Origin of the sequence: Herbaspirillum chlorophenolicum (assembly GCF_001189955.1) — a bacterium.
GTDB lineage: Bacteria > Pseudomonadota > Gammaproteobacteria > Burkholderiales > Burkholderiaceae_D > Herbaspirillum > Herbaspirillum chlorophenolicum.
Genome location: NZ_LFLT01000004.1, coordinates 149,350 through 166,951 on the forward strand (window position 1 = coordinate 149,350; position 17,602 = coordinate 166,951).

Here is a 17,602-nt window from a genome sequence, read left to right on the forward strand (position 1 = left end):
GGATGTAACACTTTGTAATGAATACTCGGCCACGACTTGCTCAAAATCGCGGAGACGCTACCATAGGCACCATGAACTCTACCAACGGCAACAATACTAATACGACAACATCCGCCAATCAATTCAAAGTGTTGGTGGTGGATGACGACATTCGCTTGCGCGATCTGCTGCGCCGCTATCTGACCGAGCAAGGCTTCAACGTCGTGACTGCGGAAAACGCACAGGCCATGAACAAGCTGTGGATTCGCGAGCGTTACGACCTGCTGGTGCTCGACCTGATGCTGCCGGGCGAAGACGGCCTCGCCATCTGCCGCCGCTTACGCGGCGCCGGCGACCAGACGCCCATCATCATGCTGACCGCCAAAGGCGAAGACGTGGACCGCATCATCGGCCTCGAGATGGGCGCCGACGACTATCTTCCCAAGCCATTCAATCCGCGCGAACTGGTGGCACGCATCAACGCCGTCCTGCGCCGTAAAGGTCCCGACGAGCTGCCCGGCGCGCCGTCGGAAACGCCAGAGACTTTCGAGTTCGGCGATTTCGTGCTGGACCTCGGCACCCGCACGCTGAAGAAAAACGGCGAGACCATCTCGCTGACCACTGGCGAATTCTCTGTGCTGAAAGTGTTCGCCCGCAATGCGCGCCAGCCGCTGTCGCGCGAGAAGCTGATGGAAATGGCGCGCGGCCGCGAATACGAAGTATTCGACCGCAGCCTTGACGTGCAGATCTCGCGCCTGCGCAAGTTGATCGAACCCGATCCGGCCAACCCGCTCTACATTCAGACCGTCTGGGGCCTGGGCTACGTGTTCATTCCGGAAGGAAAACCGCGCTGATCCCCCGCTTCACCTTCACTGCTGCTCAGGCCGTTCGCCGATGAAAGCCCGTACCCAATCAGGATGGTTTAGCAACGGCCTGTTCTGGCGCACCTTCTTCCTCCTGACTTTCCTGATCACCGCCAGCATGGTGGCGTGGGTGGCCAGTTTCCGCATGGTCGAACGCGGCCCGCGCGCAGAGCAGCTGGCCGCGCAGATCGTGTCGGTGGTGACCATCACCCGTGCGGCACTGACGCACTCGGCGCCCGAGATGCGGCGTGAACTGCTGTTCGACCTGGCCAGTAACGAAGGCATCCGCATCTATCCGCTGGAAAAGACCGACAAGATCGTCCCGCCGGAAGACTCGCCCATCGTCCCCGAACTCGAATACTACGTACGCGAGACGCTGGACGAAAATACCTTGTTTGCCTCCAGCGTCAACGATGTCGAAGGCTTCTGGATCAGTTTCAACATCGATGGCGACAAGTACTGGCTGATGCTCGACCGCGGCCGGCTCGACCGCACCTCCAGCTTGCAATGGCTGGGCTGGGGCTCGATCGCGCTGTTCCTGTCGCTGATCGGCGCGGTGTTCATCTCCACTCTCATCAACCAGCCACTGGCGCGCCTGACCGCCGCTGCACGCGCCATCGGCAAGGGCCGGCAACCCGACCCTCTGCCGGAATCGGGGCCGACGGAAATCGAAGAGGCCAACCGCAGCTTCAACCAGATGGTGGCCGACATCAACCGCGTCGAATCGGACCGCGCGCTGATCCTCGCCGGCATTTCGCATGACCTGCGCACGCCGCTGGCGCGCATGCAGCTGGAAGTCGAAATGGCAAACCTGTCCGACGAGTCGCGCGACGGCATGCATTCCGACCTGGCGCAGATGGACAGCATCATCGGCCAGTTCCTCGACTACGCGAAACCTTTCGACGCCAACAGCCTGGATGCCATTGACATCTCCGGCCTGCTGCAGGACGTGGCCGCCAACGCCACTCGCCTTACCGACGTGAAGATCAGCACATCGATCGTCCCCAGCGCCGAGATCGCAGGCGACAGCACCGAACTGGCGCGGGTATTCAACAACCTGGTGGAAAACGCGCGCCGCTACGGCAAGACGCCCGGCACCGACTGCGCCGAGATCGATCTGCGCAGCCGCATCGAGGCCCACAATGTGGTGGTCGAAATCGCCGACCATGGCCCGGGCGTGCCCGACAGCGAATGCGAACGCCTGCTGCGTCCCTTCACGCGCCTCGACACAGCGCGCGGCCAGGCCAATGGTTCAGGCCTCGGGCTGGCGATCGTCAACCGTATCGTGCTGCGCCATAACGGCAAACTGGTTCTGAAAGGCCACGACGAAACGCACGGCGGACTGGTGATCCAGATTACGCTGCCGCTGCTGCACCACCGCCGCCATGGCTGAACGCAGCCGGCCATTGCACCACATTGCACGGCACGCCAGGCCGTCGTTATGGCCGGCAGCTTTACTGGGCATTGCATGCACAGCCGGTGCACAGAGCTATGTCGACCGCAATCTCAGCATCCCGTCTTCCACGGGCGACACCACGAGACCGGTGGTCATCATCGCCCCGGCGCAACCGGCGCCGCCCCCTGCGCCAATCCCCGTCCTCCCGAAATCCGGGCCGATCGGTTCCTATGCATCGGACGCCCCCGGCCCTGACATCCGCGCCAAGAACGCCGATTACGCTACCCAGTTCCGGGTGGTCGAGAAAATCCCTGCCGGCGCCACCATCAACAAGGTGGCATGGCGCTATGGCGTGGACAGGAAACCGCCGGGATTCGAAGCCATCCTGTGCTGGCAGGATGCCGGAACGTGTTGGACCGTCACAGACGCCAACACCGGCAACACAGACTTTTTCAATGGGAAGGATGCCACCCGGCCGTTCATGCTCTATTACCGGGTCAAAGGCGGCGGGTACCTGCCGGGAGGACCGGTCAAGGGCGACATGAACCAGATCATTGTCACTTACGACGTACCGGGCTGACTGCCGCCTCTCTCTTCCGAAGAATCAAAGGCGTTTCAATCGCCGTAACTGTCAATCTCGCGCGACTTCTGCAAGGCATCGTCGATGCGTTCCACTGAGATCACCTTCAGGCCCTCGATCGGCTGCTTGGGCGCATTGGCCTTGGGAATCACGGCAATCGAGAAACCCAGTTTGGCCGCCTCGCGCAAACGTTCCTGCCCGCGTGGCGCGGGACGGATTTCGCCAGCCAGGCCGACTTCCCCGAAGACCACCAGGCCGCGCGGTAGCGGCTTGTTGCGCATTGATGAGTTGATCGCCATCAGCACCGCCAAGTCGGCCGCCGGTTCGGTTATCTTGACGCCGCCCACGGCATTGATGAACACGTCCTGGTCGAACGCGGCGATGCCTGCATGGCGGTGCAACACCGCCAGCAGCATCGCCAGCCGGTTCTGCTCCAGCCCCACCGACAGGCGACGGGCATTGGGCACATGGGAAGTATCGACCAGCGCCTGGATCTCCACCAGCAGCGGACGCGTCCCCTCCTGGGTGACCATCACGCATGAACCCGGCACCTGGGTGTCATGCTGCGAAAGAAACAAAGCCGAGGGATTGGACACACCTTTCAAGCCCTTTTCGGTCATGGCAAACACACCCAGCTCGTTGACCGCACCGAAACGGTTCTTGAAGGCGCGTACCAGGCGGAAACTCGAATGGGTATCGCCTTCGAAATACAGCACGGTATCGACGATATGCTCCAGCACGCGCGGGCCGGCCAGCGCGCCCTCCTTGGTGACATGGCCGACCATGATGATGGTGGTGCCTGAGGTCTTGGCCGCGCGCGTCAATTGCGCCGCGCATTCGCGCACCTGCGCCACCGAACCGGGAGCGGAAGTCAGCGCATCGGAATAGATGGTCTGGATGGAGTCGATCACGGCCACTTCCGGTTTGTGCTCGGCCAGTGTCGCCAGGATTTTTTCGAGCTGGATTTCAGCCTGCAACTGCAGATCGCGCGCATCGACCGCCAGCCGCTTGGCGCGCAAGGCGATTTGCGCACCGGATTCCTCGCCGCTCACATACAGCGTCTTCTTCAGCTTGGAGATATTGGCCAGCGCCTGCAGCAGCAGCGTCGACTTGCCGATGCCGGGATCGCCGCCGATCAGCGCCACGCCGCCCGGCACCAGGCCGCCACCCAGCACACGGTCGAATTCCTCGATGCCGGTACTAAAACGCGGCACATCGATTGCCTCGATATCGGCCAGGCTCAGCACCGGTGCGGTCTGGGCCAGGCCTTGCGGCTGCGCGGAATAGCGGTTCACGCCGGCCGTCTCGATCACGGTTTCGACCAGGGTATTCCACTGCCCGCACGCCGGGCACTGGCCCGCCCACTTGTTGCTGATGCCGCCGCACTCGGTGCAGGTGTAATTGGTCTTCGCCTTCGCCATCTTGTCTGATCCTTGTTATTCGATAAGAAGATGGTGGCGTTACTGTGCCAGTTCTACTACATCATCGTCGTGCATGACGGACTTGTCGGTTTGCCCCATTACCTGGCTGGTGATGGTGCCAGCGGTCATGGAGCCGCTGACGTTCAGGGCGGTGCGCCCCATGTCGATCAACGGTTCCACTGAAATCAGCAGCGCGACCAGCGTTACAGGCAGCCCCATCGCCGGCAGCACGATCAGTGCGGCGAACGTGGCGCCGCCGCCGACACCTGCCACACCGGCCGAACTGACGGTCACCACCAGCGCCAGGGTGGCGATCCACATCGGGTCCAATGGATTCATGCCTACGGTCGGCGCGACCATCACCGCCAGCATGGCCGGATACAGCCCCGCGCACCCGTTTTGGCCGATAGTGGCGCCAAATGATGCCGAGAAACCGGCGATGGACGCCGGCACGCCCAGGCGGCGGGTTTGCGCCTCCACGTTCAGCGGAATGGTGGCCGCGCTGGAACGGCTGGTAAAGGCGAAGGTGAGCACCGGCCAGATCTTGCGGAAAAAACGCAGCGGATTGACGCCGAATACCGACAGCAGCACCCCATGCACCACGAACATAATCGCCAGGCCGAGATAGGAAGCGACCACGAAACCGCCCAACTGGACGATATCCTGGAGATTGGAACTGGCCACCACTTTGGTCATCAGCGCCATCACGCCATACGGCGTGAGCTTCATGACCAGGCGCACCAGCTTCATGACCCAGGCTTGCAACAGGTCGATACCTGCCAGCAGGCGCCGGCCTTTTTCCTCATCGTCCTTGAGCAGTTGCAGCGCAGCCACGCCAAGGAAGGCCGCGAAGATCACCAAGCTGATGATCGACGTCGGGCTGGCGCCGCTCAGGTCGGCAAACGGATTTTTCGGAATGAACGACAGCACCAGTTGGGGCATGTTCAGGTCGGCAACCTTGCCCGCATAGCTGCTCTCGATAGTCGACAGGCGGGCGGCCTCCCGCGCGCCATGTATCAGCCCTTCGGCCGTCAGGCCAAACAGATTGGCCATCAGCACCCCGACCAGTGCGGAGACGAGCGTGGTCAGCAGCAGCGTGCCAATGACCAGCACGCTGATACGGCCCAGCGAAGAGGCCGAGTGCAGCCTGGCAATCGCACTCAGGATGGACGCGAATACCAGGGGCATGACAATCATCTGCAGCAATTGCACATAGCCGTTGCCGACGATATTGAACCAGGGAATGGACGCGCGCACGATGTCACTGCCTTCGCCATAGGCCAATTGCAAGCCCAGGCCGAACAATACGCCCAGCGCCAAGCCGGCCAGCACCTTCTGCGCCAGGCTCCAGCCCCGGTGGCGGGTTTGCGTCAGCAGCAGCAAGAGGACGGCAAATACCGCCACGTTGAGAACAAGCGCCTGATTCATTCCTGATTTCCCTTGCGAATATGATCTTGATATGAACGCCTCCCGTGCGAACGCGTCCATTGATAAAACTTTCGTGCGGATGAATCCGCGTGTTCCGCGCTTCCCCGTTACGCTACTTCGCGCACAGCCACGCGCGGCGCCAGCGCGCACATCAGTTCATAGCCGATGGTGCCGGCCGCGAATGCGACCTCGTCGATCGGCAAGCCTTCGCCCCACAGCAGCACGCGGCTGCCGATACCCGCGCCCGGCACGCCGGTGAGGTCGACTGCCATCATGTCCATCGACACCCGGCCGATCGTGCCGGTCTTGACGCCATCAACCACCACCGGCGTGCCATTGGGCGCATGGCGCGGATAACCGTCGGCATAACCGCAGGCGACCACCCCCACCTTCATTGGCTTGTCAGCCACGAAGCGGCTGCCGTAACCGACCGCCTCGCCGGGCGCGATGTCCTGCACGCCGATGATCTTGCTCTCCAGCGTCATGGCCGGGCGCAAGCCGAAGTCGGCCGCGCTGCCGCCGCCGGGCGTGCCGCCGTACAGCATGATGCCGGGGCGCACCCAGTCGAAGGCCAGTTCGCCGTGCAGCAGGTCGGCCGCCGAATTGCACAGGCTCTTCGGCCCCACCAGACCTTGCGTGCCGACATTGAAGCGCTTGACCTGCTCCTGCAGCGACAAGTCCGGATTGCCGGCGTCATCGGCATTGGCAAAATGCGTCATCATCGTGACACTGCGCACCGAAGCAATCTGCTTGAGCCGCTCGTAGGCGGCGCGGTAGACATCGGGCTTGAAACCAAGGCGGTTCATGCCGCTGTTCATCTTGAGATGAGCATGCAGTCCGACCTCAGTGGCGAAAGCCTCCAGCATGGCAATCTGTTCGTTGCAGTGCACCGCGAACTGGATGTCGTGCCGGGCCAATAGCGGCAAGTCATCGGCATCGAAGAATCCCTCCAGCAGCAGAATGGGCTTCTTCCAGCCCAGTTCGCGCAGCCGCACCGCATAGTCCACTTCGATCAGCGCCAGGCCATCGGCCTGGGCGAAGCCGCGCATGGCGCGTTCCAGCCCGTGTCCGTAGGCATTGGCCTTGACCACGCCCCAGGCCTTGGCACCAGGTGCATGGGCGCGGGCAACGGCCAGATTATGTTGAAGGGCAGAAATGCTGATGGAGGCGACGATCGGTCTTGGCATGATGAACGATGGGCGAATTAAGCGATGGACAAAGGCGGGGCAATGCGAGAAATACCGCGAACCGGGCCGGAAACCGGCTGCTGCGCCGCAAATCGCCCGGAAGTTTGCCCTGCCGGGGAACAAGCGGGCATTTTACCGGACGAATATCTTTCAGGTCAGACTTATCATTGGCACGCCATGGTTTCATGGTATAAAGCTAGCCGGAGCTAATTTGTTACATTTTGGACAGGGATGAATCGCGGTTTCTACACCATCATGGCGGCGCAATTTTTTTCGTCGCTCGCCGATAACGCGCTGCTGATCGCCGCTATCGCTCTCCTTGCCGAAATGCACTCCCCGCCGTGGATGACTCCACTGCTCAAGCTTTTTTTCGTCCTCTCCTACGTGTTGCTGGCCGCCTTCGTCGGCGCGTTCGCCGATGCCTTCCCCAAGGGGCGGGTGATGCTGATCACCAACATGATCAAGATCGTCGGCTGTGGCATGATGTTTTTCACCGTCCACCCCCTGCTGGCCTACGCGGTGGTCGGATTCGGGGCGGCGGCCTACTCCCCGGCGAAATACGGGATACTCACCGAACTGCTGCCACCGGAAAAACTGGTAGCCGCCAACGGATGGATCGAAGGCCTGACGGTCGGCTCCATCATCATGGGAACGGTACTGGGCGGCGCGCTGGTCAATCCGCATGTTTCCTCGGTCATCCTCAGCTTCGATTTCCCCCTCATCGACCTCCCCATCGATACGCCCACCGAAGCGGCACTCTGCATCATCTCCGTCATCTACATCATCGCCGCGCTGTTCAACCTCAGCATCCCCGATACCGGCGCCCGCTACGAACACCAGCAACGCAACCCGATCCGCCTGATCATCGATTTCGCCGGCTGCTTCACCACACTCTGGAAAGACAAGCTGGGCCAGATCTCGCTGGCGGTGACCACCCTGTTCTGGGGCGCCGGCGCCACGCTGCAGTTCATCGTGCTGAAATGGGCCGAGAAGTCGCTGCACATGCCGCTGGACAAGGCCGCTATCCTGCAAGGCATCGTGGCCGTGGGTGTGGCGCTGGGCGCGATGGCCGCCGCCCGTTTCGTGCCGTTGAAGAAATCGCTGTCCGTGATGCCGCTGGGCATCATCATGGGTATCGTGGTGATGCTGATGACCACCACCTCCTCGATCTGGATTGCCTATCCGTTGCTGGTGATCATCGGCGCATTGTCCGGTTACTTCGTGGTACCGATGAACGCGCTGCTGCAACACCGCGGTCACGTGCTGATGAGCGCCGGCCACTCGATCGCGGTGCAGAATTTCAATGAGAACCTCTCGGTGCTGACCATGCTGGTGCTGTACGCCTTCATGGTGCGCATGAACCTGGATGTGAACACCGTGATCATCATCTTCGGCTCCTTCGTGGCCGGGATCATGTACCTGATCATGCGCCGCCACGCGGCCAACCAGCGCGAACACGATTCGCTCGCGCTGATCGGCGAAGACAAGCACCACCATTGAGGCTTCGGCACGCGTGGCGTGCCATCCTCTCCTTACCCCTTCTCAAATCCGTATTACTGCATGCCTGACATGCTCGGCCGCTCGCTGCTGCCAGCCGTCAGGTACGATAAAGCCACGCCCGATTTCGAAGACATCGCTCCCTTCGCCCTCCTCTGGACCTCTGCATACCGCCAGCATGACCGGCGCTGGCTCCGCATTAAAGCGCTCAGCCAACTGCTCCTGCAAAGCATCCATTCCCAGCGTGCGGCCGATATCGGCGCGCGCCGGCGCCAGCCATTCCAGCCGGGGCAGTAACAGGAAGTGCAATTGGCCTGACTGCTCTGCATAGCGCTCCCGCAAAGCCGCCGCGTCGCTCCAGAAGCCATGGCAATGATCGGCCGAAATCCCCATCACGGGCGGCAACGACGACAACGGCTCGCGATAGAACAACCATCCCTTGACCAGCGCCTGCGCGGACACAACGGGCTCCGGCAACACACCAGCGGCTGCGGGATGGCGCGACAGCATCAACTGCTGCTGCATGATCTTGCGCATCTTGCGGCCCAGCGAATCAGCCAGGTTGGGGCCAACGAAGGCATCGGGCGGCAGCTCGCCTGATGGATCGGATTGAGGAGAAACCTGTTCGAGCAGGTAGAACTTGGTGGCGAATTCCCAATGCTCGAGCCCGTTGCCGGAATCGATATGAGGGCGCCGCACCAGAAAATCGAATTCGCCCAGGGTCTCGCGGGTAGCGCCATGGTTGCGCACCTGCAGGTTGGCGGCAACCAGTTGCCTGCGCTGCTGCAAATAGAAACCGAGCAGTTTCTCGGCATAGCGGCCCAGCCGCGCGGAAGGCTGGCGCGCCATGTAGTCGTGCAATTGCCGGTTTAGCTGCGGATCCTGCTCCAGCGCACGCAACCATGCGGCGACCTCTTCGCCGACCGGCCCCAGGGTTGCGATACGTCCTTCCCAGCACGGCGCATCGGCGGCCATCAGATCCGGCGCATCCAGCAGCCAGGCCAGCGCGCGCGCATGCGGATCGCGCAGCGCCGGCCAGCGCTCATGGAACCGCGCCTGGCAGTTCACTGAAGCAGGACACTCCCGGGCGTCGGCCATCATGCAGGCTTATTCAAATGGGATTTCGCAGGATTGATATGCAAAGTTTTGCCAACCATGGTTCGTCTTTACCCAAACCGAACAAAATTTCGCTGCGTAATTGAAATGCAACTCTTTGTTTGTCCCGATGGCTCGCCAACGGCCAAAAGCCACTCCGCTATCTCCGGAAACCTTGACCGTTAATTGATCCACTTCCGCTAAAGTCCAATGTCTTTCCCCACTGCCATAAGAGGCTAGAACATCGGTCTTGTTTTCGAAAGTTCCATCGGGTTGAGCAATAATAAAATCAGGATGATAAAGCCTGTTTAGCACGTCCAAATCGAGCGATAAGTGAGCAGCCGCTATGTCTTTTTCGCCTTGGACAATCATTTGAATATCGTCGCCCATTGTCATTGCACCGACTGGCGTTCGCAGGTCGTCATCGCCAGGCACAGGTCAGCCCAGGATTTGCTCTTGTCGCCCAGCGTACGCAGCAGATACGCGGGGTGGTAGGTCACCACCAGCGGCAGATCCTGATACCGATGCACGGTACCGCGCAGCTTGGATACCGGTGTCGATGGATCCAGGCCCAGCAGCGAGATCGCGGCGGTCTTGCCCAGCGCCACCAGCACCGTCGGCTGGATCAACGCGATCTGGCGTTGCAGGTAAGGCAGGCAGGCCGCCACTTCCTGCGGCGACGGCGGGCGGTCGCGTCCGTTGTCATCGGTCGGGCGGCATTTGACGATGTTGGCGATGTAGGCATTGTCGCCACGCTTCAAGCCCATCGCCACCAGCATGTTGTCGAGCAGCTTGCCGGCCGGTCCGACGAATGGCTCGCCTTGGATATCCTCATTGCGTCCCGGCCCTTCACCGATGAACAGCCATTTGGCCTTTTCGTCGCCGACGCCGAAGACGGTGTTCTTGCGGCCATTGCATAAGCCGCAGCGGCGGCAGTCGGCCACGATTTCCTTGAGCTGAGGCCACTCCATGGCGGCAATCCTGGCGATCATCGGATCGACTGCCGCAGGCGCGCTGTCTTCCTCATCGTCATGGGGCACCAGAAGCGGCTCCATCGATGCTGCGAAATCCATCTCGTCCAGCCATGGAGGCGGCCCGCCATCGTCTTCGGGGGGCGCGCCGCGACGCTCGGGCGTACGCGGCAACGACGGCGCAGCCGGCATGGGGCGTGCAACCGGTGGCGATGCAGGAGCGGTTGCCGGAGACGCGGCAAAGGCATTCTCCAGATGGCCGACTGCCGGCGCCTGAATGGCAGGACGCGGGGCAGGAGCCTCCGGCACCGGCGCTTCCTGACGCAACTCGGCAATTGCGGCCGCTGCGCCTTCTGCAGTCACGGCCTCTTCTACAGCCAGATCGCGCCGCACCCACACCGGACCGATGCCCAATGCATCCAGCAATGCCAGCGAGGAACCGTATTGTTCCTCGTTCTTCAATTCTTCACTCATAGCGCGAGACTCATGACGATAGCCCCTTCGCGGGTATTGTTCTCAGCCGGATAGTAGTTCTTGCGCCGACCGATTTCGGAAAAGCCATAGCGTTTATATACCTTGATCGCATGCGTATTCGACTCTCGTACTTCCAGCAGCATGGTGCGCATCTCATTGCTGCGCGCAAGCGCGGTGGCCTGATTGAGCAGCAATTGGCCGAACCCCTGGTGCTGGTGCGCGGCAGCCACACTGATGTTGAGCAGATGAGCTTCTTCCACCGCCAGCATGACCAGAAAATAGCCCAGCAAGACATGTGCGCCATCGCGCAGGGTCTGCGCCTGGTAACCGCTGTACAGCGAATCGAGGAAATTGCCGCGGGTCCACGGATGCGAATAGACGGCATTTTCAATCTCGACCACCGCATCCACGTCGTCTGTCGTCATCGGCGCGAACTGCAGCGGCCCGAACCGTGCCTCCAATCCGGGCAACAGCCCTGCACTGCTCTCGACCGACGCGGTCATGCCGCACCCTTCAAGGCATCGCGCTCCTCGCGTTCGGCAGTAGTCAGTGCGACCTTGTTGCGCAGGTAGAGCGGTTGCGCCTCCTGCGCAGGCAAGGCGCGTCCCTGAGCAAAATGGAACAGGCCCAGGCTCGCCACATGGCGGGCATGCGGCATGAACTGCGCATAAGCGGCCGCGAATTCGTTGGCGCAGAAATCCGGTGTGAAGTGCGCCGCATAGACGGCAAGGCCGTTACCGCACGCCACCGGCTTGCCCGCGGTGCCAACCTGCCCGGCCGCCGACAATGCCGGTTCGGCCAGCATTTCCCAGCCGCCATGATCGCCTGCACGATAGCGCGCCCAATACACCTCTCCCATACGGGCGTCGAGGATGGGCAAGACTTCACGAACATCGGGATGCGCTGCCCGGCAAGCCTGGGCCGCCGCTTCCAGCGTGACGATCGGCACCACCGGCCGGTCGATGCCGAAGGCCAGCCCCTGCACTACGCCGCAGGCCGTGCGTACGCCGGTAAAAGACCCCGGCCCCACGCCGAAGGCCAGCGCATCGCACTGGGAGAGGGCGATGCCTGCTTCGGCCAGCAATTGCTGGATCATGGGGAGAATCGAATCGGAATGCGTCTGCGCACCGGCAGATTCGCGCGCGATCAGCTCGCCTTGATGCAGCAGCGCTGCCGATGCGAGCTCGGTGGATGTTTCAATGGCTAAAATCGTGGACATCCCGCTATTTTACCGTGAGGCTGGCTTTTCCCCGCGCTGTTCGCAAGCGCCGGCGCCCGGTTTGTTCCTGGGCAAAACCACGGCTGCCGAAGCGGGTAGAATAGCGACGCCATGTCCTACCAGAAATTAGACCAGACCAACCGCCGCCAATTGGCAGACGCCCTGCGCAACGACACCTGGGTCGTCGCCTGCCTGTGCGCGGCCTGGTGCGGCAGTTGCCGTGAGTACGACATTGCCTTCAACGCTTGGGCGGCGCGTTATCCGCAACATCATTTCGTCTGGATCGATATCGAAGACCAGGCCGACCTGGTCGGCGATCTCGACATCGACAACTTCCCCACCTTGCTCATCGAACGCGGCGCCACCGTCGCCTTCTTCGGCCCGATGGAGCCCGACACCCGGCTGGCGGAACGCATCCTGCTCTCGCAATTGGAAAAAAGCGATGCCGATCTGCAACGCGAGGCCATCAGCACCGAAGAGCGCCGCACCTGGCAGGAGGAGTGCAACCTGCTGGCCAAACTGGCCGACGTCATCTGACCCATTGCCGGCTCAGGCCAGCCAAGGATCGCTCTCCGGATGCGGATAAAGCGCGCTGACATGCTCCACGAAACTGCGTACCTTGGCCGACAACAGGCGGCGGCTGGGATAGGCCATCGAAATACCTACCTGGCCGATATCGAAGTCCGACAATACCCGCACCAGCCTGCCGCTGCGTAAATCGTCGCCCAGCGAAAAGGACGGCCGCAGCACGATACCCATGCCTGTCAATGCGAACTCCCGCAGCAATACGCCGCTGTTGGACACCACTTTGCTCACGATGGGCACATCCAGCACACCGTTGATCGTGTTGACATGCCAATGGTGGCGCAGATACTCATGCGAAAAATTCAGGCAGCAATGGCGCGACAGGTCTTCCGGATTCTGCGGGGCGCCATGCTTGTCCAGATAGCCAGGGGAGGCGCACAGCACCACCTTGGCGATACCCAGCTGGCGTACGATCATGCTGGCATCGACCTTCTGCATGCTGCTGAAAAAACCAATGTCGATCCCTTCTTCCACCAAATCGATGGCGCGGTCGGACAGGGTCACGTCCAGCACCACTTCCGGGTAGGCCTGGGAGTATCCGGACAGCAGCCCGCCCAGTTGCGACTGCCCGAACCCCGCATGCGAATAGACAGCCAGGGTTCCGCCCGGCGTCTTGGTATCGAGCGAGACCAGCGCTTCGGCATCATCAATCTCGGCCAGGATCAGCCGCACACGTTCCAGATAGGCCTGCCCGGACTCGGTCAGCGAGAGGCGGCGCGTCGAACGGTTCAGCAGACGCGTCCCCAGGTGCGCCTCCAGGTCGGCGATAAACCGCGTAGCCACGGCGTTGGAAATCTCCAGGATTTCCGCTGCGCGCACGAAACTCCCTTGCTCCACCACCTTGGAAAACACCCGCATTGATTGCAGCCGATCCATATTTCAAGCCCCCGATTGTTCCAGATAGAGAAATAGTCAATTCCGATTAAACCCATTTTTCTTTGGATAGGCAACATTTAGACTGGGTTCATCGGTTGGACGAATGCAACAGACAACGTTTCCAGCCGACTCCGAAGGAACTGCGCATGTTGGCTGGAGCCGCTTACCGGCTAAGGTGCCTGCGGATTTTTATCAATTTACCAACACAAGAAGGACAAGATCATGAACATCAAGAACATTACCGTTGCCGCCGCTCTCCTGGTCGCCGCTGGCGCCGCCCTGGCAGAAGCACCATATCCACCTGAAACCGCTTTCGTGTCGACCCAGACTCGCGCCGACGTCAAGGCTGAACTGCAACGCGCCCGTGCCAACGGCGAACTCGCCGTTCGCAATGAATACCCTATCGTTCGCCAGGCCAGCTCTCACCTGAGCCGCCAGCAAGTGGAAAACGAAGTGCAGCAAGCCAGCAGCAGCAAGGCCGACAGCCTGTACAACGGCGCCTGATAGACGTTTTCGCACGACCGCCATTCAGCCTCACGGCAGCGTTCCGCCACCGCGCGTCCGAACCACCGGTACCGGGCTGAAAAACGGGTAACAGGAAGTACGCAGTACCGAAGCCTCACATCAGTACGGCAGCACCAACTGCCATGCCGCCTGCGAGACCTGCAACGCATGACAGCTGGTGCCCCCTCCTCTTCAACTCCCCTCGCCTCCCTCTTTGTATCGCGCTTTTGCACGCAATTTGCATTGCCTGAGGCCAATCCCACCAAATTGCGCATCCCGGACCTTGCCCACGGGATGTTTTGCTGCATCGCAACATACAAAACCTCATCAGAAAGCCTTGTCAGGCAAGCTTTTCCTTGAGATTTTGACGCACCAGATGTAAAGTCAAGGGTTTGTTCCCTCCGGCCTAGCTAGCGGTTGTTCGTCAAAGTCGGGCCACCTATTTTTATCCCTATGGCTTTATACGTTCACAAATACGGCGGCACTTCGATGGGCTCGACAGAGCGCATCAAGAATGTCGCAAAGCGCGTTGCCAAATGGCACGACGCAGGCCACCAGATCGTCGTCGTCCCCTCGGCGATGTCTGGTGAAACCAACCGTCTGCTGGGCTTGGCCAAAGAAATCATGGCCCAGCCCGACGGCCGCGAACTGGACATGCTGGCCTCCACCGGCGAACAGGCTTCCGTGGCGCTGCTGGCCATTGCGCTGCAAGCGCTGGGCAAGGAAGCCGTTTCCTACGCCGGCTGGCAAGTGCCGATCAAGACCGACTCCGCCTTCACCAAGGCGCGCATCCGCTCGATCGACGACGCCAAGGTGCGCCGCGACCTGAACGCCGGCAAGATTGTCATCGTCACCGGCTTCCAGGGCGTTGACGCCGACGGCAACATCACCACGCTGGGCCGCGGCGGTTCCGACACCTCGGCCGTGGCAGTCGCCGCCGCCATCAAGGCCGCCGAATGCCTGATCTACACCGACGTCGACGGCGTCTACACCACCGACCCGCGCGTGGTCAGCGAAGCGCGCCGCCTGAACACCGTCACGTTCGAGGAAATGCTGGAAATGGCATCGCTGGGTTCCAAGGTGCTGCAGATCCGCTCCGTGGAATTCGCCGGCAACTACAAGATGCCAACCCGCGTGCTGTCGTCGCTGACCGACCCGCTCATGCCGCTCGCCGAAGAGACCGTCTCCGGCACCCTGATTTCGTTTGAGGAAGACACCAACATGGAACAAGCAACCATCACCGGCATCGCATTTTCCCGCGACGAAGCCAAGATCACCGTGCTCGGCGTACCTGACCGTCCGGGCATCGCCTACCAGATCCTGGGTCCGGTCGCCGACGCCAACATCGAAGTCGACATGATCATCCAGAACCAATCTGTCGAAGGCAAGACCGACTTCACCTTCACCGTGCCGCGCGCCGAATACGCCAAGGCAGTGGAAGTACTCGACAGCAGCGTCAAGGCCCACATCGGCGCCGCAGCCATCAACGGCGACACCAAGGTATCGAAGGTCTCGGTGGTGGGCGTAGGCATGCGCAGCCACGTCGGCATCGCATCGCAGATGTTCCGCACGCTGTCGGAAGAAGGCGTCAACATCCAGATGATCTCCACCTCGGAAATCAAGATCTCGGTGCTGATCGACGAGAAGTACATGGAGCTGGCCGTGCGCGCCCTGCACAAGGCGTTCGACCTGGACAGCGCCAAGTAACCGCAACACGGAAAGTCCGGCGGACAAATCGGCGATTTTTTGCAAACCGTCGATTGACCAAACGCAGTTGAGAAGCTATTATGCGTGACTTCGCTGAGGCAACGTAGTAACTGCCTGCAGTGTGGAGACGTGGCCGAGTGGTCGAAGGCACTTCCCTGCTAAGGAAGCATATGGGCTTAAACCTGTATCGAGGGTTCGAATCCCTCCGTCTCCGCCAACAGTATGTTTTGAGAAGTTCGTAGTTGTTCGCAAAAGCCGCTCTGTCCCAGTGACTCAGCGGCTTTTTTGTTTCCGGACGTGTTTTAACATCCGTTGAAATCCAGCATCTTTAGCAGTGTCCCCACATACCGCCAAAATCGATGCCCAAGCTCGCCATCCCGGCCTGGTGGCTCGCAAGCTGGTCGACCAAGGCATCGCCCCAACCAACACAAAAAAGAAAACCAGCGCCAGCAGAACGAGGCCGACGCCAATACCGTTAAAAGCTGGCGCGCTCACGGGTGCATTGTTCGGCGGCGCTGTCGGCGAAGCCATCGACAACAACGCACTCAACAATCATGGATGCCAGGACTGCGGCCATACCTTCAACAAGCCGTAGTTTTCTCCCGTCCTATCCGTTTTCCCCATGAATGCCCAGTCTGTACACACTAGGCATTTTTATATCTCGGACTCCTCTGCCATGCAGACACGTACGTGTCCTGATCATTATTCTTTTCGGATTGCAGGCAATATTTTTCTTCCCCTTCATGGATCGCTTTCAGGGATTTGGCAACTTCTGTTTGAAACAATGCGCTGTCCACATCCCGGATCGGCTCACTGTCAAACAGAATCTGTTGCGCATGACGATTGTTAGGTGCCCATACATGATGATTGACAGGGATTGTCCTGTCTGGCGCTGCTTTTGTGATGTACTTTTTATCCTGAAAATAATCTTCAAGTTTACTATTCAACAAAAACATCTCATGAGAACGCACGACTTTAATATCTGTACTTACCGGTGCGACAGGCACCGTATCGATATAAAAAGCTATCGTGTTTTTTTGATGGCAAGTTGCCATATGCACAATCGCGGTATCTACCGTTACCACGATATCTGACAGTTCAATCAGTGGTATGACATCCAGTACACTTTGCGAATCAAAAAGAAAGACATGATCCAATGCCTCCAAGTGTTGAATACTGTCTTTTTCTCCAATCAGCACAATGTGGTATTCAGTGCTTAGTAACTGGCACACAATACCAATCTGCTCATCCGACAAAAACCGTGCTGCAACGCTACCAAAAGGATTGAACACGGCAATCTTTTTCCCCCCGGCATCGTCCAGAGACTGCAGGAAAGACAAGGCCTTCTGCCTGATGTCGTCACTGACAAACAGCTCATAGTGCAGGTCATCCGCTGTCACGTGAAGCTGGTCCAGTAATGTGCGTAACTGCGCAGTCACGTGACTTTCAGGGGAATAGTAGGGAATAGGAAAATTAAACGTCGCCAGATTACTTTTATTAAAGCCTGCCAGGATCGGTGTTTTTATATATGAACAAAACACAATATTCCTGATATCAACATACCGGTTACATCTGACATCAACTGCCAGATCAAATTTGTCTTTCCTGACCGCCCTGATTGTGTTGAGCCATGCCCCCAAGCTACTGTCGTCATACACAAATGTGCCGCTGACATGAGGGTTATATTGAATGATGTCTAAAGAAGACTTCCTGGAAGATACGTAGACCGCATAACCACACCTGGACAGATTCCTGATTAACGCTGTAGTGGCAATCATGTCGCCAATACGATCGTTTCTGACAATCAGGATTTTTTTGAC

The 17,602-nt window shown here is 59.9% G+C and carries 18 protein-coding genes and 1 tRNA gene; 9 read left to right on the forward strand and 10 right to left on the reverse strand.

All coding sequences use genetic code 11. From position 1 onward, the window contains the following. Positions 1 to 71: 71 nt before the first annotated feature. The 3 genes from ompR to AKL28_RS04800 are packed head-to-tail and all read left to right on the forward strand — an operon-like array spanning position 72 to position 2,818. Positions 72 to 833 (forward strand): osmolarity response regulator transcription factor OmpR, encoded by a 762-nt coding sequence (ompR, locus tag AKL28_RS04790; protein ID WP_050466918.1) that lies wholly within the window; start codon positions 72 to 74, stop codon positions 831 to 833. A 40-nt stretch (positions 834 to 873) separates the two neighbouring features. Continuing rightward, positions 874 to 2,235, forward strand: coding sequence for a sensor histidine kinase (locus tag AKL28_RS04795; protein ID WP_050466919.1), 1,362 nt, complete (start codon positions 874 to 876; stop codon positions 2,233 to 2,235). Then, the gene (locus tag AKL28_RS04800; RefSeq protein ID WP_082221359.1) at positions 2,228 to 2,818 is read left to right on the forward strand and encodes a flagellar protein FlhE; all 591 of its coding nucleotides are present in this window, start codon (positions 2,228 to 2,230) and stop codon (positions 2,816 to 2,818) included. Before AKL28_RS04795 ends, AKL28_RS04800 begins: the two co-directional genes overlap by 8 nt. A 35-nt stretch (positions 2,819 to 2,853) precedes the next feature. Here the strand turns inward: AKL28_RS04800 and radA are convergent, their stop codons facing one another. The 3 genes from radA to alr form a co-directional block, all read right to left on the reverse strand. After that, positions 2,854 to 4,239, reverse strand: coding sequence for a DNA repair protein RadA (radA, locus tag AKL28_RS04805; RefSeq protein ID WP_050466920.1), 1,386 nt, complete (start codon positions 4,237 to 4,239; stop codon positions 2,854 to 2,856). A gap of 39 nt (positions 4,240 to 4,278) precedes the next feature. Then, positions 4,279 to 5,667 carry an L-cystine transporter gene (locus AKL28_RS04810; RefSeq protein WP_050466921.1) on the reverse strand — a complete coding sequence of 463 codons (1,389 nt, stop codon included), beginning with the start codon at positions 5,665 to 5,667 and terminating at the stop codon, positions 4,279 to 4,281. A 107-nt stretch (positions 5,668 to 5,774) separates the two neighbouring features. Beyond that, positions 5,775 to 6,854 carry an alanine racemase gene (gene alr, locus AKL28_RS04815; protein WP_050466922.1) on the reverse strand — a complete coding sequence of 360 codons (1,080 nt, stop codon included), beginning with the start codon at positions 6,852 to 6,854 and terminating at the stop codon, positions 5,775 to 5,777. 231 nt (positions 6,855 to 7,085) lie between these two features. Between alr and lplT the strand changes: the two genes are divergently transcribed. After that, positions 7,086 to 8,354, forward strand: a complete 1,269-nt coding sequence (gene lplT, locus AKL28_RS04825) for a lysophospholipid transporter LplT (RefSeq protein ID WP_050466924.1) — start codon at positions 7,086 to 7,088, stop codon at positions 8,352 to 8,354. A gap of 42 nt (positions 8,355 to 8,396) precedes the next feature. On the opposite strand, the gene AKL28_RS04830 is transcribed toward lplT, so the two are convergent. The 5 genes from AKL28_RS04830 to tsaB all read right to left on the reverse strand — a co-directional run bounded on the left by AKL28_RS04830 (position 8,397) and on the right by tsaB (position 12,110). After that, complete coding sequence (locus AKL28_RS04830; RefSeq protein ID WP_050466925.1) at positions 8,397 to 9,452, reverse strand: DUF1853 family protein; 1,056 nt, start codon at positions 9,450 to 9,452, stop codon at positions 8,397 to 8,399. Between the two features lie 6 nt (positions 9,453 to 9,458). Next, complete coding sequence (locus AKL28_RS04835) at positions 9,459 to 9,836, reverse strand: nuclear transport factor 2 family protein (RefSeq protein ID WP_050466926.1); 378 nt, start codon at positions 9,834 to 9,836, stop codon at positions 9,459 to 9,461. A 2-nt stretch (positions 9,837 to 9,838) separates the two neighbouring features. Further along, a complete protein-coding gene (locus AKL28_RS04840; protein ID WP_050466927.1) occupies positions 9,839 to 10,891 on the reverse strand; it encodes a uracil-DNA glycosylase in 1,053 nt (350 codons plus the stop codon). Continuing rightward, positions 10,888 to 11,316, reverse strand: a complete 429-nt coding sequence (gene rimI, locus AKL28_RS04845; RefSeq protein WP_231602338.1) for a ribosomal protein S18-alanine N-acetyltransferase — start codon at positions 11,314 to 11,316, stop codon at positions 10,888 to 10,890. Before rimI ends, AKL28_RS04840 begins: the two co-directional genes overlap by 4 nt. A gap of 74 nt (positions 11,317 to 11,390) precedes the next feature. Continuing rightward, positions 11,391 to 12,110 (reverse strand): tRNA (adenosine(37)-N6)-threonylcarbamoyltransferase complex dimerization subunit type 1 TsaB, encoded by a 720-nt coding sequence (tsaB, locus tag AKL28_RS04850; protein ID WP_050466929.1) that lies wholly within the window; start codon positions 12,108 to 12,110, stop codon positions 11,391 to 11,393. A 111-nt stretch (positions 12,111 to 12,221) separates the two neighbouring features. Between tsaB and AKL28_RS04855 the strand changes: the two genes are divergently transcribed. Further along, positions 12,222 to 12,647, forward strand: a complete 426-nt coding sequence (locus AKL28_RS04855; protein ID WP_050466930.1) for a thioredoxin family protein — start codon at positions 12,222 to 12,224, stop codon at positions 12,645 to 12,647. Between the two features lie 12 nt (positions 12,648 to 12,659). On the opposite strand, the gene AKL28_RS04860 is transcribed toward AKL28_RS04855, so the two are convergent. Further along, a complete protein-coding gene (locus AKL28_RS04860; RefSeq protein ID WP_050466931.1) occupies positions 12,660 to 13,571 on the reverse strand; it encodes a LysR family transcriptional regulator in 912 nt (303 codons plus the stop codon). 222 nt (positions 13,572 to 13,793) lie between these two features. Here AKL28_RS04860 and AKL28_RS04865 point away from each other — a divergent pair, with 222 nt between their 5' ends. From AKL28_RS04865 to AKL28_RS24340, 4 genes are all read left to right on the forward strand, one after another. Then, positions 13,794 to 14,075, forward strand: a complete 282-nt coding sequence (locus AKL28_RS04865) for a DUF4148 domain-containing protein (protein ID WP_050466932.1) — start codon at positions 13,794 to 13,796, stop codon at positions 14,073 to 14,075. A 453-nt stretch (positions 14,076 to 14,528) separates the two neighbouring features. Further along, entirely contained in the window at positions 14,529 to 15,782 is a 1,254-nt protein-coding gene (locus AKL28_RS04870) for an aspartate kinase (RefSeq protein ID WP_050466933.1), read from the forward strand. 123 nt (positions 15,783 to 15,905) lie between these two features. Next, a tRNA-Ser gene (locus AKL28_RS04875) sits at positions 15,906 to 15,999 on the forward strand. A 117-nt stretch (positions 16,000 to 16,116) separates the two neighbouring features. Beyond that, positions 16,117 to 16,377 carry a hypothetical protein gene (locus AKL28_RS24340; RefSeq protein ID WP_156226232.1) on the forward strand — a complete coding sequence of 87 codons (261 nt, stop codon included), beginning with the start codon at positions 16,117 to 16,119 and terminating at the stop codon, positions 16,375 to 16,377. Positions 16,378 to 16,426: 49 nt separating this feature from the next. Here the strand turns inward: AKL28_RS24340 and AKL28_RS04880 are convergent. Continuing rightward, the coding region (locus tag AKL28_RS04880) for a glycosyltransferase family 9 protein (RefSeq protein ID WP_156226233.1) at positions 16,427 to 17,602 on the reverse strand (1,176 nt) is incomplete at its 5' end.

Coding starts and splice junctions, on each gene's coding strand:
- ompR (WP_050466918.1), top strand. CDS start 72: ATGAACTCTACCAACGGCAACAATACTAATACGACAACATCCGCCAAT.
- AKL28_RS04795 (WP_050466919.1), top strand. CDS start 874: ATGAAAGCCCGTACCCAATCAGGATGGTTTAGCAACGGCCTGTTCTGG.
- AKL28_RS04800 (WP_082221359.1), top strand. CDS start 2,228: ATGGCTGAACGCAGCCGGCCATTGCACCACATTGCACGGCACGCCAGG.
- radA (WP_050466920.1), bottom strand. CDS start 4,239: ATGGCGAAGGCGAAGACCAATTACACCTGCACCGAGTGCGGCGGCATC.
- AKL28_RS04810 (WP_050466921.1), bottom strand. CDS start 5,667: ATGAATCAGGCGCTTGTTCTCAACGTGGCGGTATTTGCCGTCCTCTTG.
- alr (WP_050466922.1), bottom strand. CDS start 6,854: ATGCCAAGACCGATCGTCGCCTCCATCAGCATTTCTGCCCTTCAACAT.
- lplT (WP_050466924.1), top strand. CDS start 7,086: ATGAATCGCGGTTTCTACACCATCATGGCGGCGCAATTTTTTTCGTCG.
- AKL28_RS04830 (WP_050466925.1), bottom strand. CDS start 9,452: ATGATGGCCGACGCCCGGGAGTGTCCTGCTTCAGTGAACTGCCAGGCG.
- AKL28_RS04835 (WP_050466926.1), bottom strand. CDS start 9,836: ATGGGCGACGATATTCAAATGATTGTCCAAGGCGAAAAAGACATAGCG.
- AKL28_RS04840 (WP_050466927.1), bottom strand. CDS start 10,891: ATGAGTGAAGAATTGAAGAACGAGGAACAATACGGTTCCTCGCTGGCA.
- rimI (WP_231602338.1), bottom strand. CDS start 11,316: ATGACGACAGACGACGTGGATGCGGTGGTCGAGATTGAAAATGCCGTC.
- tsaB (WP_050466929.1), bottom strand. CDS start 12,110: ATGTCCACGATTTTAGCCATTGAAACATCCACCGAGCTCGCATCGGCA.
- AKL28_RS04855 (WP_050466930.1), top strand. CDS start 12,222: ATGTCCTACCAGAAATTAGACCAGACCAACCGCCGCCAATTGGCAGAC.
- AKL28_RS04860 (WP_050466931.1), bottom strand. CDS start 13,571: ATGGATCGGCTGCAATCAATGCGGGTGTTTTCCAAGGTGGTGGAGCAA.
- AKL28_RS04865 (WP_050466932.1), top strand. CDS start 13,794: ATGAACATCAAGAACATTACCGTTGCCGCCGCTCTCCTGGTCGCCGCT.
- AKL28_RS04870 (WP_050466933.1), top strand. CDS start 14,529: ATGGCTTTATACGTTCACAAATACGGCGGCACTTCGATGGGCTCGACA.